Annotated in this window: 19 protein-coding genes; 6 read left to right on the forward strand and 13 right to left on the reverse strand. The window is 29.0% G+C overall.

The genetic code is table 11. From position 1 onward, the window contains the following. Positions 1–6 precede the first annotated feature (6 nt). Both amrS and coaD read right to left on the reverse strand, forming a co-directional pair. Positions 7–1,014, reverse strand: coding sequence for an AmmeMemoRadiSam system radical SAM enzyme (gene amrS / locus L3J35_00695; protein ID MCF6364697.1), 1,008 nt, complete (start codon positions 1,012–1,014; stop codon positions 7–9). Between the two features lie 108 nt (positions 1,015–1,122). Beyond that, complete coding sequence (gene coaD, locus L3J35_00700) at positions 1,123–1,590, reverse strand: pantetheine-phosphate adenylyltransferase (GenBank protein MCF6364698.1); 468 nt, start codon at positions 1,588–1,590, stop codon at positions 1,123–1,125. A 172-nt stretch (positions 1,591–1,762) separates the two neighbouring features. Here coaD and L3J35_00705 point away from each other — a divergent pair, with 172 nt between their 5' ends. Together L3J35_00705 and L3J35_00710 are read left to right on the forward strand one after the other, a co-directional pair. Then, entirely contained in the window at positions 1,763–2,134 is a 372-nt protein-coding gene (locus L3J35_00705; GenBank protein ID MCF6364699.1) for an STAS/SEC14 domain-containing protein, read from the forward strand. A gap of 336 nt (positions 2,135–2,470) precedes the next feature. Continuing rightward, complete coding sequence (locus L3J35_00710; protein ID MCF6364700.1) at positions 2,471–3,796, forward strand: 1-acyl-sn-glycerol-3-phosphate acyltransferase; 1,326 nt, start codon at positions 2,471–2,473, stop codon at positions 3,794–3,796. A gap of 52 nt (positions 3,797–3,848) precedes the next feature. On the opposite strand, the gene L3J35_00715 is transcribed toward L3J35_00710, so the two are convergent. The 11 genes from L3J35_00715 to L3J35_00765 all read right to left on the reverse strand — a co-directional run bounded on the left by L3J35_00715 (position 3,849) and on the right by L3J35_00765 (position 12,912). Next, positions 3,849–4,124 carry a hypothetical protein gene (locus L3J35_00715; protein ID MCF6364701.1) on the reverse strand — a complete coding sequence of 92 codons (276 nt, stop codon included), beginning with the start codon at positions 4,122–4,124 and terminating at the stop codon, positions 3,849–3,851. Between the two features lie 134 nt (positions 4,125–4,258). Further along, positions 4,259–5,233, reverse strand: coding sequence for a DUF4249 domain-containing protein (locus L3J35_00720; protein MCF6364702.1), 975 nt, complete (start codon positions 5,231–5,233; stop codon positions 4,259–4,261). A 9-nt stretch (positions 5,234–5,242) separates the two neighbouring features. Further along, the gene (locus L3J35_00725; protein MCF6364703.1) at positions 5,243–5,818 is read right to left on the reverse strand and encodes a hypothetical protein; all 576 of its coding nucleotides are present in this window, start codon (positions 5,816–5,818) and stop codon (positions 5,243–5,245) included. Further along, a complete protein-coding gene (locus tag L3J35_00730) occupies positions 5,779–7,710 on the reverse strand; it encodes a TonB-dependent receptor (GenBank protein ID MCF6364704.1) in 1,932 nt (643 codons plus the stop codon). The genes L3J35_00725 and L3J35_00730 overlap by 40 nt, the downstream gene beginning before the upstream one ends. A 116-nt stretch (positions 7,711–7,826) precedes the next feature. Beyond that, positions 7,827–8,444, reverse strand: a complete 618-nt coding sequence (locus tag L3J35_00735; GenBank protein ID MCF6364705.1) for a class I SAM-dependent methyltransferase — start codon at positions 8,442–8,444, stop codon at positions 7,827–7,829. Between the two features lie 37 nt (positions 8,445–8,481). After that, positions 8,482–8,940 (reverse strand): DUF2147 domain-containing protein, encoded by a 459-nt coding sequence (locus L3J35_00740; GenBank protein ID MCF6364706.1) that lies wholly within the window; start codon positions 8,938–8,940, stop codon positions 8,482–8,484. 19 nt (positions 8,941–8,959) lie between these two features. After that, positions 8,960–9,997: an NAD(P)-dependent oxidoreductase gene (locus L3J35_00745; protein MCF6364707.1), complete on the reverse strand. Its 1,038-nt coding sequence runs from the start codon at positions 9,995–9,997 to the stop codon at positions 8,960–8,962. A gap of 151 nt (positions 9,998–10,148) precedes the next feature. Next, positions 10,149–11,252, reverse strand: coding sequence for an AraC family transcriptional regulator (locus L3J35_00750; protein ID MCF6364708.1), 1,104 nt, complete (start codon positions 11,250–11,252; stop codon positions 10,149–10,151). Positions 11,253–11,307: 55 nt separating this feature from the next. Further along, positions 11,308–11,727: a hypothetical protein gene (locus tag L3J35_00755; GenBank protein MCF6364709.1), complete on the reverse strand. Its 420-nt coding sequence runs from the start codon at positions 11,725–11,727 to the stop codon at positions 11,308–11,310. Further along, positions 11,715–12,134 carry a hypothetical protein gene (locus L3J35_00760; protein ID MCF6364710.1) on the reverse strand — a complete coding sequence of 140 codons (420 nt, stop codon included), beginning with the start codon at positions 12,132–12,134 and terminating at the stop codon, positions 11,715–11,717. Before L3J35_00760 ends, L3J35_00755 begins: the two co-directional genes overlap by 13 nt. Positions 12,135–12,150: 16 nt before the next feature. After that, entirely contained in the window at positions 12,151–12,912 is a 762-nt protein-coding gene (locus tag L3J35_00765; protein MCF6364711.1) for an SDR family oxidoreductase, read from the reverse strand. A 266-nt stretch (positions 12,913–13,178) separates the two neighbouring features. On the opposite strand from L3J35_00765, the gene L3J35_00770 reads away from it, so the two are divergent. Genes L3J35_00770 through L3J35_00785 form a run of 4 tightly spaced genes read left to right on the forward strand, consistent with a single transcriptional unit; the run spans position 13,179 to position 16,785 of the window. Further along, positions 13,179–13,589 (forward strand): arsenate reductase ArsC, encoded by a 411-nt coding sequence (locus L3J35_00770; GenBank protein MCF6364712.1) that lies wholly within the window; start codon positions 13,179–13,181, stop codon positions 13,587–13,589. Positions 13,590–13,617: 28 nt separating this feature from the next. Next, positions 13,618–15,009 (forward strand): glycosyltransferase family 39 protein, encoded by a 1,392-nt coding sequence (locus L3J35_00775; protein ID MCF6364713.1) that lies wholly within the window; start codon positions 13,618–13,620, stop codon positions 15,007–15,009. Between the two features lie 12 nt (positions 15,010–15,021). Continuing rightward, complete coding sequence (locus tag L3J35_00780) at positions 15,022–16,029, forward strand: glycosyltransferase family 2 protein (protein MCF6364714.1); 1,008 nt, start codon at positions 15,022–15,024, stop codon at positions 16,027–16,029. A 12-nt stretch (positions 16,030–16,041) separates the two neighbouring features. Continuing rightward, positions 16,042–16,785 (forward strand): polyprenol monophosphomannose synthase, encoded by a 744-nt coding sequence (locus L3J35_00785; GenBank protein MCF6364715.1) that lies wholly within the window; start codon positions 16,042–16,044, stop codon positions 16,783–16,785. Positions 16,786–16,799: the final 14 nt, after the last annotated feature.

Raw genomic sequence — 16,799 nt, forward strand, 5'->3', positions numbered from 1 at the left:
TCTGAATTAGTTTATTATCGGAATTTTTGTATTGCAGTTCATACATCTGTTTTTACTGATATTCGAGATTCGTGTGTAATACTTATCGCGAGAAATAAGACGCTCATTGCAAACTCGACAGATTGTGTTACTTCCTTCTTCTGAAATAATATTACCGAGATAAACATAATTAAGGTGTTTTTTTGCAATATTATAAAGCTTAATCATTGTTTCTTTTGGTGTATGTTCAATATCCATATTATAAGAAGGATAATACCTCGAAATATGCAAGATTAAATTTTTACCTGCTATTTTTACAAGCTCATTAATCATTTCTTCAAAAATTGATTCGTCATCATTTAATGTAGGGATAATTAAATTTGTTAATTCTAAATGTTTTTTATGATTTGCAATTATTTTTACGGTTTCGAGAACCGGTTTTAAGGATGAGCCTGTTTGTTCTTTATAAAAAGTTTCGGTAAATGCCTTAATGTCAATATTAAATGCATCAATGTATTTGATAATTTTATTTAGGGGTTTTTTGTTGATATAACCGTTTGAAACAATTACATTTTTAAGTTTTGCTTTATGAGCTTTTTTTGCCGTATCATACATAAATTCATACCAAACAGTAGGTTCATTGTATGTGTATGCAATTCCTATATTATTTCTTGTTCTTTTTGCTTCTTTAATTATGTGTTCAGGATATATTATTTTTGAATTGTTAAAATCAGTTACTTTTGTTTGTGAAATATTGCTGTTTTGACAGAAATTACATTTCAAATTACAGCCGAGACTTCCTATTGATAAAATATTTTTTCCGGGATAAAAATGATACAGCGGTTTTTTTTCGATAGGATCTGAATGAATTGCTGAAATTTGTGCATAATTTTCACTTATTAATTTACCTCCTGCATTCTTTCTTACTTTACATATTCCGTATTTGCCTTCATTAATAATACAATTATGCGGACATAAAGTGCATTTAACTTGCTTATTTTTAAGCTTGTAGTAATATTTTGCTTTCTTAATCATTTAAATATAAATATACAACTTCTTGAAGTTTTTTGCAAATGAATTTTAGTTTGAAGTTGGTTATTGCTGAATTACGGTTTTAGTATATCCTGAATGTATAAATATTTATTACATATATTCCTTTAAATCAATACATTTAGGAATAAACTGACAAATATTTCCGTTATGTTTTAATATTTCTCTTAAAATTGTAGAACTGACAGGTGTGTGTTTTGCTTCGGTTAATAAGAATACTGTTTCAATATTTTTTGCCATATAGTGGTTCATTTGAGCAATTGCTCTTTCATATTCAAAATCAGAGGCAGTTCGCAAGCCTCTTAATATAAAGTTAATCTTATTTTCTTTGCAGAACTCAACTGTAAGTTTATTATATGCTTCAACTTTTATTTTGTTATTATATTTAAAAATCTCCTTAATAATTTTGATTCTGTTTTCAACGGTAAAAAAGCCTTTTTTTGTTGAATTATAGCCAATTGCAATAATAATTTCATCAAATAAAGCCAAAGCTCTTATGACTATTGATTCATGCCCGATTGTAAAAGGATCAAAAGATCCCGGAAAGATTGCTCGTTTCATTTTTCTTAATTTATTGTAAAAATAAACAATATTGATAAATAAAACTAAGAAAAAGAGAATATGTTATTTTACAAAATACTGTATAGCCCTTATCTGTTAATAAGGTTAAGTGCCATTTTTTTATATGAAAAAAATTTATAATTTTGGATAACAAATTAAATTGCAATTTTTTATGAAAAGTACATATAGAATTTATCCAAATGAAGTTATTATAATTGAAACTTTATCAAAAAATATTAATACTGACGAATATACAAAACTGAAACATAGTGAATTTAAAGACCCTGATTTTAACAGAAATTTTAATCTTGTTACGGATTTAAGTTCTTTTGATAAAAATACCGATAAACAATTTCTTCAAAATATAATTGAAATTTTCAAAGAAAATAAAGGCAAAATTAACAGGGAAAAAAGTGCAATTGTCGTAAATGATAAAAATTTATTAAAAAAGATTGACATAAAAGTAAAACAGAATAAAAAGACCAAATATGAGATAAAAGTCTTTACAAATATTGAAGATGCCAGGAAATGGGTGTCTAAATAGTTGTCCATGATAAAAGGTTCTAATTTCAAAACAAGTTTACAGTATCGACAGTAGTGAAAATACAGAAATTGAAGTATCTTTTTTCTTCGCTGAATTTTAGGGATTTAATGCCGGGGCAGTTTTGTTTTACTTTCGCTTAATTCTTTTCTAATTTTTGTAATAACAATGGGTTTTAGAATTAAACAAATATTCCGGTTGCTCACTCATTATTTCTTTGGTATAAAGAAGTTTCGCCCATTTTAATTTATTCAAATTAATTTCATTAAACGGGATTCGTTATATAAAAATTTGCAATTAACTGTAATTTAAAACATTTTTGCAGATAAATATTTTACCATGAAGTTAGGAAAAGTTGAAAAACAATCATTATTATATTCAATCTTAAAAGTTTACGGAAGATTCGTTCACGACTTTGTTTTTTACAAAAAGGTTACATATATAGGTGTTGAAAATATTCCGAAAAACAAACCCATATTTATTGCACCCAACCACCAAAATGCACTTATGGATGCTTTGGCAATTATTTTCAGTCAAAAAATTCAACCTGTTTTTTTAGCACGCTCCGATATTTTTCAAAAGCCTGCAATTGCAAAAATTTTATATTTCTTTAAGATTTTACCTGTTTTCAGAATAAGAGACGGAAAAGAAAAGTTAAAACTTAATGAAATTATATATGAAAAAACAATGGAGGTTTTGGAACATAACAGACAAGTGGTAATTTTTCCGGAAGCTCAACACATTAATAAAAAACACGTAAGAAGATTAAAAAAAGGGATTCAACGAATAGCATTTATGCTTGAAGAAAAACATGACTTTAAAGCAGGTGTGCAAATTATTCCGACAGGTATTTACTATTCAAATTATTGGAATTTTAAATCGAAATTAGTAGTAAAGTATGGTAAGCCGATAAGCGTTGCTTCTTACAAAGAGGATTATAAAAAGGATGCTGCAAGAACAATTGTAAGTTTTACGGAAGTTCTTTACAAAAAAGTAAAAGAACAAGTTATTCATATTCAAGATTTAGATTTTCATGACGAATATGATTTATTAAGAGATATAAATGAGTATCAGATGTTGAATACATTATCATTAAACCCAAATTCTGAAAATAAGTTAAAAGCCGACCAAGAAACAATTAAGAAAATTGATGATTTAAAAGATTCTGATGCTAATAAGTTTAATGAATTAATGCAGAAGGTTAAAAAATACGGAGAGTTTCTTAAAAAGAATAATTTAAAAGATTGGGTTGTCAGAAAAAAAGCAAAGAATAATAACTTTTTGTTACGATTTATTTTGTTGCTTGCAGGTACACCTTTTTTTATTTACGGTGTTATTAATAATTTATTAACATATCCTTTGCCTCGTTTAATTACAAAAAAAATAAAAGACAGGCAATTTGAAAGTTCAGTTGTATATGTTTTCTTTTTATTTATTTTTCCTATTGTTTATTTAATACAGGCAGCAGCGATTTTAATTATTTCTAAAATATGGTATGTTGCTTTAATTTACTTTGTTACAATTCCGTTTATAAGTATAATTGCTTTTAAAGTTCACAGATTATTTATAAAAACAATGGGTTTAATAAGATTCACACAAATGGATAAAAACGAAAGGGAAGAAACGGAAACACTAAGAAACGAAATACTTGATACATTAAAATAAAAAAACATATCTCAAAAGAGATATGTTTTTTTATTAAAAAAGAAAAATTGTCTTATTTAACTTCAACTTCTTCTGCAGCATCTTCTACAGCGTCTGTTGCTTCTTCCATTACGTCTGTTGCTTCTTCAAGAGTTGTATTAACAGAATCAACAGCAACTTCTATTTCTTCGCTTAAATCATTTAATGCATCATTGAATAGGTTTTCAATTTCAGCAGCAGCTGCTTCTGCATCAGCATTAGCTTCTTCTTCGCTTTTACAAGATGTGAAAATTGTAGCAATTCCGAAAACAAATGCTAAAGCGATGACAGATAAATAACGTCTTTTCATAACAATAAAAATTTAAAATTATTAATAAATATATTTATTAATTACAAAGTTATTTAAAAAAAGTAGTTTAAAAAATAATTGTTAAATAAAGTTAAAAAAAATGTTTTAATAATAACTTTAAAATAAGTCACAACTCAATAAAGGTCAGCATATTCAATAATAACTGAATCTTTTGCCGTTGAATATGAGGAGAAGAAACCGAAACCGTTATTTATGTTTGTTTTGATATTAACCGGTTCGGCTAACGGATTGTATTCTGTTTCTTCATATTTTGAATAAGAAATTACAAATTGATAAAATTCTTTATTTATTCTGTGAAAATTAATATAAACAGTTTCAGGCGATGAATCTCCGTATAAATAAATATCGGCATTTAATGTATGTGAGTTTCCGTTAAATAATTCATCCGATAAAATATATCCGTTAAAATTATTCATGTGTAAATAGTTCTGCCAACTTGAATTGTTCATATTATAATCTAAACTTACCATTTTTTCTCCGAGGTAAACTTCATTATAATCCGGCGGAAAATATCCGAACTGCGGGATAAGTGCAGTAAAAGTTATTAAATAATAATTTTCTTCTTCGGCAGGGTCTGTAAAAGTAAGTTCAATATTCATCCTGTCTAAAGTAAAAATTGTTGTATCAAACTGTTGCCCTGTATTGCTGTCGTACCATGTTTCAACTCTGCTTATAAATTGCGGGGAAGAGTTAACAGAAGTTACAGACACAGGATTTAAAATTAAGGTGTTTGCATCAACTGATGTGAGAGAAGGATAATCGGCAGTTATTTTATATGTTTTTCCTATTTTCGGAAAAGTTACTCCTGTGTAATATCCGTTTGTGTCATATTGTAATTCTTCAATTAAAATATTATTTTCAAAAAGCTTTACATCAGCATTTTTTAAAAATTCAACTTCTTTGTCTTTTTGTAAAATTCCGATGCTTTTTGAAAGATTAACTTTAACGGTGCTGTCGGGGTTAATAAATCCATTCAGAACAATTTTTTTATCAACTTCATCAACATTTATATCAATAGGTTCGCTGCAAGAAAAGATACTGATTGTAAGTATTATCGAAAAAAGATTTATATATATATTAGTTTTCATTTTACCGGCTTATTTAAATTTATAAATATAACTTACTGAAGGAATAAAAGGAAACAAACTGTATTTTATAAGTTGCCTTTGTGTTGAATTGTAATATTGACCTAATGTTCCTCCCGAAAAATCTACATAAAAAGCATTTTTTCTGTTATATGCATTGTAAACACTTACATTCCATGTTCTTATTCCGTGCTTTACGGGTTTTGAGAAATTTATGCTTAAATCTAACCTGTGATATGCCGGCAGCTTATAATTATTTCTTTTGCCGTAGTATTCGACAATTCCTCCGTCATAATAATAGAAATTATCATCAGCATATTGTTGATTTTCTATATATATGTCAACCATATTTAGGGGTAAATATCTTTGTTGAGCAAGAGTAACTGAAATACCTGTACCGTACACCCAAGTTGCACCGACATCAATCTTTTCATTAATTTTATAGGTTACGGCAATACTTGCATCATGCCGCCTGTCATATCTGTAGGGAAAAACTTCACCGAATGAAATATTTTCAAATTGACGATTTGTTTTAGACCAAGTATATGCTAACCAACCTGTGAGATTTCCGATATTTTTGCTGAGCATGAACTCTGCTCCGTATGAATTTCCTTCTCCGATTTCAATTTTATTTTCCCAGCCGATTCCGGCAAGCTCACCTTCTTCGGACTTTCAAAAAAACTTGCACCCTCTTTATATTCAATTAAGTTACTCATTTCTTTATAATATCCTTCAATCGTAATATTTAAATCGTGAGGTAATGAAAAAACTGTTCCGAATGCATACTGAACGGAATGTTGCGGAGGAACAAGTTTTGTTGCAGGCAACCAAAGGTCGGTAGGCAACCCGATTGTGCTGTTTGTTAAGAAATGTAAATATTGAGTCATTTGAGAATATGCAGCTTTTACCGACCAATTATCCGACAATAAAAAACGTGCTGAAATTCTGGGTTCTATAGAATAATAGAAAGTATCCTGAACTGATAAACCTGAAATTCTTCCTCCGATATTAAATTTTAGTTTATTTCCGATTTTTATATCATCTTCGGCATAAACGGAATATTCTTGTGCATAAATATTTTTACTGCCGTATGTTGTATCAATATTTTGATTGTTTTCTTGATCGGAAAATCTTAATGCCGAAATACCCGGTTTAAAAGTATGGAATATTGCGTTTGCTCCGAATTTAATTTTGTGAGCATGAGAAGGTAAATAATCAAAATCAGACTTTATTGCATAGTCTTCAATACCCGATAAATATTTTATTTGCCATTCACTATGGTAAACTGTTGCATCGTCAGGATTTGTCCACGACGTAAAATCAGATTCTTCCGAAATTGCTGTCGTAAAGTTGTACCTGCTGTATGTAGCAGTTGTGTTGCCGAATAATTTAGGTGCATATATATGATTCCACCTCAGTGCCGAAGTTATGTTTCCCCAGTGTAAATCAAAATCTGATTTGTATTTGTTGACTTCGTTATTATAACTGTAATCTTCACTTGTTTTTACATAAGCTTTATCTTTTCCGGAATAAATGCTTAAAAAAAGTCTGTCTTTATCAGAAAATTTATGATTTATCTTTGCATTAATGTCATAAAAAAAATATCCTCCCCAAAACTTATCCGTTCCCGGGCTGAAAGAAGAAAAAAGTTTCATAAATGGTGCAGCCAATACATCTAAATATGTTCTGCGTGCTGAAATAATAAATGATGTTTTGTCTTTGGTTATAGGTCCTTCAAATGAAAATTTAGATGCAATTAGACTGACAGAGGCTTCACCCGAGAATTCTTTCATATTACCCTCTTTCATTCTTATGTCGATAACAGATGACAGTCTTCCGCCGTATCTTGCAGGGAAACCTCCTTTAATAAGTGTAATGTCGTTTACGGCATATCCGTTAAAAACAGAGAAAAACCCGAACAAATGATTTACGTTATAGACAGGAACACCGTCTAAAAGAATAAGATTTTGGTCAGGACCTCCGCCTCTAACGTAAACACCGCTTGTACCTTCAGAACCTGATTGAACACCGGGCATCAGTTGAATAGTTTTTAATACATCAGTTTCGCCGAATAAAACGGGAAGTTTTCTGACGGCATTAATCAGAATATCAATTGAGCTCATTTGGCTCGATTTTATGTTGTTTTGTTTACCGGTAATGATAACTTCATCAATTTCAGTATTCGGTTTTAACAAAATTGTGATAACGGAGTCTTTTGTAAGATTAATTTCTTGAAAATTATCTGCGAATCCGATAAATCCGGAACCTAATTTTACTTTTCCTTTTTTTAATGTAAGACTAAAAAAACCGTAAACATTTGTTATCGTTCCTATTTTCAAGTTTTCGGCATCATAAACTGTTGCTCCTATAATGTTTTCACCGCTTGATTCATCAATTATATATCCGCTCAGTGTATATTTTTGAGCAAATAAGCCGGTAGATATTACAACGGCTGTTAACAGCAAAATAATTTTTTTCATTTTTTGGTATTATAAATAATAGTTTAATATTATGAATACCGATATAACGAATTTTATTTTTTCTTATTTTATTAAAGGATGTTTAATTTTTGGGGGCAAAGCTGTAAATTATTGAATTACTGAATGCTTTTTTCCCCGTATGCAAGAAAAACAGGATATTTATTTCCTTGTCTGTCAATTTTAAAAATTGTTTCAACATTGGTATTTTTGAAATTTGCATTTTGAAGCCAAATATTAAATACATTTTTATCGAAACCAAAATGTTTAACACCTGCAAGTGCATTATCATCATGAAATGAGCCGTCTTCGGTTTCTAAATCAGCAATACAAATAATTCCTCCCGGGTTTAAACTATCATAAACTTGATTCAGAAATTGTTCGGGTTGCATAAAATGATGAAAAGTCATGCTTGATACGGCTAAATCATATTGCTTTCCGTTTAAAATATCTTTGTCGGCATTAAAAATAATTGTATCAACATTGTTTACATTTGCTTTTTTTGCTTTTTCAACAAGCATATCTAACATTCCTTTTGAGTTATCAATGCCTGTTATTTGTTTTACTTGCGTAATAAAGTGCATAAGCAATAAACCGGTTCCGGTTCCGATGTCTAAAACCGACATTGTTTTTGATAATTTAACTTTATTTTTAATTGCTTTATAAATGTTTTCTGCCAACAGCAGTCTTCTCGGTTCAGCATCCCATTCTTTGGCTATATTATCAAATCGGTTCATTTTTTTTGTTCAAAGGTATAAAATTAAGAATAAAGACCTAAATATCTTCTATCTTCTTTTTCCAAACAGATGTTTTTCCGATAAATGAGAATCCTATATATCCTCTTACTTTTAAGGTTTCAGGATTTAAAAGTTCGACTTTTATCTTATATGTATTTCCGCTTTCGGGGTTGTATATAGTACCCTTTAAACAATTTTCATTTTTTTCGTATTTCAGGTTTTTCATAATTACCAAACCTGTTAACGGTTTATGTCTTAATTTAGGATTAGGGTTATTAATATCCTTTTTAGGATTACCGTTTTGGTCATTCGGTTCTTTTTGCCAAACAATTTGTCCGTAACAGATGTTATCTTTTTCAATAATTTTAATTGCCGATCTGTTTTTGGGTGTTAGCCAAACTCCTGTTATATCAGAGTAGTTTTTTTGTGAATAAGCATGAAAAAAAGAAATTGAAATAATAAAAATAAAAACCGGTTTTAAAAGGTTATTGTTCATAATATTTTGCCTTAAGATTTCAAATAACCTTTATATATTTTGGGTTATAAATGAAAAAATGATTAATTAATTCTGGATTGTTGTTTAAATAAGCTTCATAAGGTTCAGATTTCGTCAGTAGTTTTTTTTGAATATTTTTTTTAAATAATTTAGAAAGTATCTTTTTAGAAGGATTTATTTTTTCGGACACTTGCTTTAAATAATCATCAATTGAATCTCTTTGAAAATTAAGTATATCATTTAAAATTTCTGTATCTTTATAATATCCGCAATGAAAGTTTTTTTCTGCGAAAGCATATTTAGGGAATTTCATATTGTTTAAACCGAACAATTTAAAGTTTTCCTTCAAGAAATCTTCATAAGAAATTCTGCACTTATTTCCGCCTCCGAGATTGAAAATTTGCTCGTTTAAATAATCTTTCTTTTCAACGGCATTAACAAGAGCAAAAGCAACATCTCTTGAAGTAACAATTTCAAGTTGTGTTTTTAGAGGCATGTGAAAAAATAAAGGATCTAACTTCATTTTTGGATTCATTACAGCTGAAAGTCTGAATATTGTATAATTTTTGGTGTTTATTTTCAGATAACTTTCTGCTTTAATTTTTGTTTCGGCATAATAGTCTTTTGGAGCGGGGGATAGGGAATCAAAAACTTTAATTTCAGGATTTTTAATTCTGTCGCCGTAAACCGATATTGAAGATGTGTAAATTACAAAAGCTTCGGGATTAAGCTTATTAACAGCATTTACAATATTTTTTGTTCCTCCGATATTAATTTTTTTGGCAAGCTCTGTAAATTTATCAGCTTTAGGAGGGATTAATGCAGCTGTATGAATTATTACATCTGAACCGTTTACTGCTTTTTCTGTATCTTTTTCATTTATGATATTTCCGAAAATTATTTCAACTTTATTTTTATAAGGTTTTAACTTTTTAACAGACTTCTTATTTTTTAACTCTAAAACTTTAATTTTAAATTTATTTGTATGTTTTAACAACTCTTTAAGAGTTTCATAACCGACCGAGCCTGTTGCACCTGTTAATAATATTATTTTCATATTACTGATTTTGAAAAAACGGTGTGCCGAAAAAACTGAAATCATCAAACACACCGATTGTTTATGTCTAATTAAAAAGTAATACAAATATCAGGAGTTATTAAGTTCATTTCGTCCGAATCGCTTAATTCGGAATATAAACTTGTTCGAATTATGCGTTTTGAACCTTTTTTTTATATTCCGAGGGAGTAAATCCGGTGTATTTTTTAAATAAGGTATTGAAAGTAGATTTTGAATTGAAACCGCATTCATAGGCAACGGCAAGAATTGTATAATGTTTTTTCTTATTATCAAAAAGCATTTTTTTCACTTCCTCAATTCTGTACTCATTGATAAATGTGTAGAAATTTTTATTAAGTTTCTCATTAATTATTTGTGTGAGATGATGTCGCGAGATTTTTAACATTTCGGCAAGTTCAGAAATTGTAAGTTTTTCATCCAAATAAGGTTTTTCTGTAATCATTAAAGCTTGCAATTTATCCAAAATTTCATCTGCATCTTCGCTTTTCAAATTAGAACTTGAATATTTCTGTTTCTTTTCCGGTGCTTTCTTTTTTGAATAAACCGATAATTGCTTAAACCCGAAAAAACTGAATGCAAAAGCAAAGAATGTTAATCCTATGTATGAAAATTCAATAGGATTTATATTTCCGATATAGAAGCTTTTATTTTTTATTAAATACCAAGCACCGGTTATATACAAAGTTAAGTATGCAAATAAAAAACTGAACAATACAACTTTTAACCAATTTAGTGTGATTTTTTCGGAAGTATAAGAGAATACGTTTTTAATATTATCTTGATGTTTGTAAACAAGTATAAATGAAAAAATTACATATATTGTATTCAATGAAAAAAATGTAAAACCGTATGTTATTCGATAAGGCAGAAATTGATTGTTTTCAAAGAAGTTATTTCCGGGAAGTATTGGTTTGTCAATAAATATGACAGTTGCAAAAGCAAAAGCAGCAAAAGGAATAAAATGTAATAAGGATTTATAATTGAATATAAAATTTTCGGAAATTAAACTTTTAACATATAGAAAAACCAAAGGTCCGAATGCCATAGGCAAAACAGGAGGGATTTCACGAAAAAAAATGATTTCACTTTTTAATAATGAAAAACTCATGTCGGCAGCAATTAAAAAGAGCAAAGCAGCCAACAATTTATCTGAAATACTTTGATTTTTTTTTACGGCAATAAAAAGCCCGGCAAAAAATGCTTGTGAAATTCCTATATATAAAATCGGGGTCATTGTTTGACAGAGGTTTGCAAAAAATGTAATTGTTAATATAGTTACTTACAAAGAGTTACTTATTCTGAAAAGAATATTTAAAATACATGAAACTTGCATATATCATTGCCGAACCGACACCGATATATATAGGAAATATATAGATATTAGGTATAAATTCAGTATTTCTCATAAATATTCCGAAACCTATCATAATTAGAATTAAAAAATAAAATTTTAGAGTATGAAAAGCAAACACAGAAACTTTAATGCCGGGAATATTTATAATTCTTTTAATATTTTCATCAGTAACTTTAATAAAAACAAAACGAGTTTTAATAAAAGCGAGAGCTAAACTTGCAACGGCAGCAATAATTGATTGCAGTAAAGAAAAACCGGGAAACCAAAACAACACCCTGGAAATAAGCATAATGCCTACTGCTAACCACAGAGCCCCCGTAATAAAAACTAAAGATATTTTTTTTATTTTGAACATTTAAAAAACCTTATATAATATCTGAAACTTGCAAAAAAAAGTGCCGAACCGATTCCTGTGTACATTAAAGCCAGAAAATTTTTAGGAATAAATGCTCTTGATTTCATAAATATTCCCATACTTATCATAACAATTATTAAAAGATACGATTGCCACTTTTGAAAAGCAAACAAACAAACTTTATTTTCATATTGCTTTATGCGTTCAATGTTTTTCTCTGCAATATTATTAAAGCCGAATTTTGCAATTATAATTCCTGCAAAAATCCCCATACCTGAAATTGCTATTATACCTGTGTCGGAAAATGTAATTAACCATTTATATGCAATTTTAATTAACATAATTCCGACACCTGTCCATAATAAACCTGCAATAATTATTAATATTTTTTTGTTTACTTTAATCATGAATTTAATATTTTAATTATTCCATCATTTTTCCGGCAATGGTTGTTAAAAGTTGTCTGGGTGTCATTCTGGTTGAAAATGCCAGCATTTTATTTTTAAAACCGTGAATTGCCGATACTTTTCCTTTTTTCATAGATAAAAATATAAATTCTGCCAAATCTCTTGATGTAGGAGCTTTTGAAAAAACATCTCCTTTAAATCCGGCAGTATCTGCAAATTCTGATTTTGTTGCTCCGGGGTTTATAACCGTTACTTTTACATTGTCGTTTTTCAGTTCATTTGCAATTGCTTCTGAGAAATGTAATACATAAGCTTTGCTTGCAGCATAAGTTGCAAATTTAGGTACTCCTTGAAATGCTGCTGTTGATGCAATGTTTATAATATGTCCGTTTTTATTTTTTACCATATCTTTTACAAACAACTTCGTTAACTTTGTTAAAGTTATAATGTTCAAAATTAACATACTTTCTTCTTTGCTGATATCAATATCTTTAAAAAACCCGTTTATTCCGAAACCGGCATTGTTTATAAGAACATCAACCGGTATATTCGCTGCTTTTACTTGATTGTAAAGCTGTTCTGCACTATCTGTTTTAGATAAATCAATATCAAAAATATCAACTTTTACATTTTGTTTTTCTTCTATTTCTTTTTTAATTACTTCAAGGTTTTCTTTTCGTCTTGCCGCAAGAACTAAGTTGTATTTATTTTCAGCAAATACGTAAGCTGTTTCTTTTCCTATTCCGCTTGATGCTCCGGTTATTAATACTGTTTTCATGTGTTTTTATTTAGTGTATTTTTTTCAATTAACAAATTCCTGACAATCATTGCTTCATAATATACAATTCCTTCAGTTAAAAATTTGAAGTTTACAGTAATCTTTGTTTATTTTCTCAAAATTAGTTTTTTTGAGTTCTTTCATACTATAAATATAAAAAACTAACAGAAAAAGTTGAATAACGAAAGTACTCATTTGTAAAGATGCATTTAAATATTAAAACGAAAAAACTATCTTTGTAAAATTATAAAATAAATTATAAAAATGTGAAAATTTTAATCCTCTGTACAGGGAATTCTTGTCGCAGCCAAATGGCAGAAGGTATTCTGAAGTCTTTTAATAAAGAATTTGAGGTTTATTCTGCCGGAACAAAACCTGCAGAACAGGTAAGCCCTTATGCTGTTAAAGTTTTGAAAGAAATTAATATTGACATCCGCAACAATTATCCGAAAAGCACCGAAAATTTCATTAATGAAAGTTTTGATTATGTTATAACCGTGTGTGATAATGCAAAAGAAATTTGCCCGGTTTTTACCGGAGATGTAAAACACAGATTGCATATAGGATTTGAAGACCCTTATGAGGCAACCGGAACCGAACAAGAAATATTATCGGAATACAGAAGGATTAGAGATGAAATAATAATCGAATTTAATGCTTTTAATGAAAATATTTAATTTCTTACAAAAAAGTCTAAAAATCAGGATGAATAAGATTAAGCCTAAATATTTAATTTTTATCGCATTATTTATCGGGATTCTGACTCCGGCTGTATTCACAGACGGAATGTTTATGGACGGAGCAATTTATTCTGTTATTTCACGGAATTTGGCAGAAGGGAAGGGAACATTTTGGCAAATGTATTTCTCTGACACATTAATGACAAACTTTAAAGGGCATCCACCTCTTGCATTGTATTTAAATTCAATAGGTTTTCAGCTTTTTGGTGACAGTATTTTTGTAGAAAGATTTTATTCTTTATTAACCGGGTTTTTTGCAATCCTTGCTATTGTATTAATACAGAAGGAATTCTCAAAGAAGAAAGTAAATAATGTTACAATTATCAGTCTTTTTGTATGGTTGTCTTTCCCGTTAGTAAGCTGGACTTATGCAAATAATATGTTAGAAAATACGATGACTGTTTTTATTTTGTTTTCAGCATTTTTTCTTATAAAAAGTTTTGAGAAGAATAGGATAAAAATGATTTTTCTTTCCGGAGTTTTTCTTTTTGCCGCTTTTTTGAGCAAAGGATTTCCTGCATTATTTATTTGGGCAATGATTTTCTTTTATTGGGCTGTTTTCAAAAGGATTACTTTTAAAAGAATGTTTGTCGACTCTATTTTGTTGATATTGTTTACCATTTTACCTGTGTTTTTTATGTTTGTTTTTTCTGAAGAAGCAAAAAATAGTTTGTTCCAATATTTTAACGAACAAGTAATCGGAAGCATTCAAAATGCAAGAACCGTAAACAGTAGATTCTTTATACTGGGAAGTATGTTAAAAGAAATGATTGTACCGGTTGTTTTAATAACAAGTTTGTTAATTATTTCAAAAATTAAAAAGATAAAAATTAAGATTAATAAATTAGTCTTAAAAAATAGTCTTTTCTTTTTTCTGATTGCTCTGTCAGCTATTCTTCCGATTATGATAAGTTTAAAACAACGGAATTTCTATATTGTTCCGGCTTTACCTTTTTTAGCATTATCAATCGGTTATTTTTTGGAAAATTTAATAACTATTTATCCGAATTTTGTTTCATTTTTTAAGAAAAGATTCTTTTTACCTTTTTCTTACGGATTGTTAGTTGTAAGTATTGTTATGGTTTTTATATTTGCAGGCAAACCGGGTAGAGATTTTGAGGTTTTACACGATGTTTATAAAATTGTTAAGGTTGTTCCTGAACATGAAAATATTTTGATTTGCAAAGAAACATATTCAAATTGGTCTTTACATGCTTATTTGCAAAGATACGGGAAAATAAGTATTTCAAATAAAACAGAAAGTGATTACTTTTTAAGTGAAAAACACTGTTTATCTGATTCTGCTTTTCAAAAAATTGATATTGACTTGCAAAGATTTACGCTTTATAAAAAGTAATAAGTGGAAAAAATAAAAATAGCCATTGTAATACTTAACTGGAACGGTAAAAAATATTTAGAAAAGTTTTTACCTTCTGTTGTAAAATATTCACAAGGTGAAGATATCACTATTATTGTTGCAGATAACGGTTCAACAGACAATTCAGTTTCTTTTGTGCAAAATTCATATTCGGAAATTCAATTAATTTTGTTTGATAAGAATTACGGATTTACCGGTGGTTATAATAAAGCTTTGGAACAAATTGATGCTGAATATTTTGTATTACTAAACTCAGACCTTGAAGTTACAAAGAATTGGATAGAGCCGATTATTAAAATGATGGATAATGATGATACGATTGCTGCTGCAATGCCGAAAATCAGATCTTATGAAAAACAATGCAGTTTTGAATATGCCGGGGCATCAGGCGGTTTTATCGACAAATACGGTTATCCGTTTTGCAGAGGCAGAATAATCGGAACAATTGAAGAAGATACCGGGCAATATGATAAAACTTCTGAAATTTTTTGGGCAAGCGGTGCGGCAATGTTTGTAAGAGCAAAATTATTTATTGAAACCGGAGGTTTAGATAATGATTTCTTTGCCCACATGGAAGAAATTGATTTGTGTTGGCGATTAAAAAATAAAGGATATAAAATTATTGTAAATCCCGAAAGTGTTGTTTATCATGTCGGAGGAGGAACCTTGTCTAATAATAATCCACATAAAATATTTCTGAATTACAGAAATAATTTGTTGTTATTATTGAAAAATTTACCGAAAAGGAAAATATTGCCGATTATTTTTTCTCGTTTAATACTTGACGGTTTATCAGGATTTATTTATCTTGTAGGCTTGAAATTTGGTTTCTTTTTTGCGGTAATAAAAGCACATTTCAGTTTTTACGGTAAAATTAGAGCAACTTTAAAGAAGAGAGAAAAGAATACGAATAAAAAACATAAAGAAATTTATAAACGGAGTATCGTTTTTGATTACTTTATAAAAAAGAAAAAAACATTTAATAAATTAGATTTTTAAATTAAACCCTAAATTGTGTCTGACAGTATTGTAATAATACCAACCTATAACGAGAAAGAAAATATTGAAAATATTATCAGAAAAGTATTTTCTTTTGAAAAAATATTTCATATTTTAATTGTTGATGACGGTTCGCCTGACGGAACTGCTGATATTGTAAAAGCTCTACAAAAAGAATTCTCCGACAGGTTATTTATAATTGAAAGAGAAGGAAAACTCGGTTTAGGAACTGCTTATATAACGGCATTTCATTGGGCAATTGAAAAAGGATATGATTTTATTTTTGAAATGGATGCAGATTTTTCACATCCTCCCCACGATTTACTTAACTTATATGATGCTTGCAAGAATAAAGGATTCGACGTAGCAGTCGGTTCAAGATATATTAGAGGCATCAGTGTTGTTAACTGGCCTCTCGGACGTATTTTAATGTCGTATTATGCTTCAATGTATGTCAGAATTATTACGGGAATGAAAATAAAAGACACAACAGCCGGTTTTGTTTGTTATAAAAAAGAAGTTCTGGAAAATATTGGTATTGATGACATTAAAATGAAAGGTTACGGGTTTCAAATTGAAATGAAATATCGTTCTGTAAAGTTAAGATACAAAGTTACCGAAGTTCCTATTATTTTTACCGACAGAACAGAAGGAAGCTCTAAAATGAGCGGAGGAATTTTCAGTGAAGCTCTTTGGGGCGTTTTTAAAATGCGATTAAATTCAGGAAAAATTAAAAAACGAATAAAAACAGATTAAATTTTACTTCCGGC

The sequence above is a fragment of the Bacteroidales bacterium genome, from assembly GCA_021648725.1.
Classification (GTDB): Bacteria; Bacteroidota; Bacteroidia; order Bacteroidales; family JAADGE01; genus JAADGE01.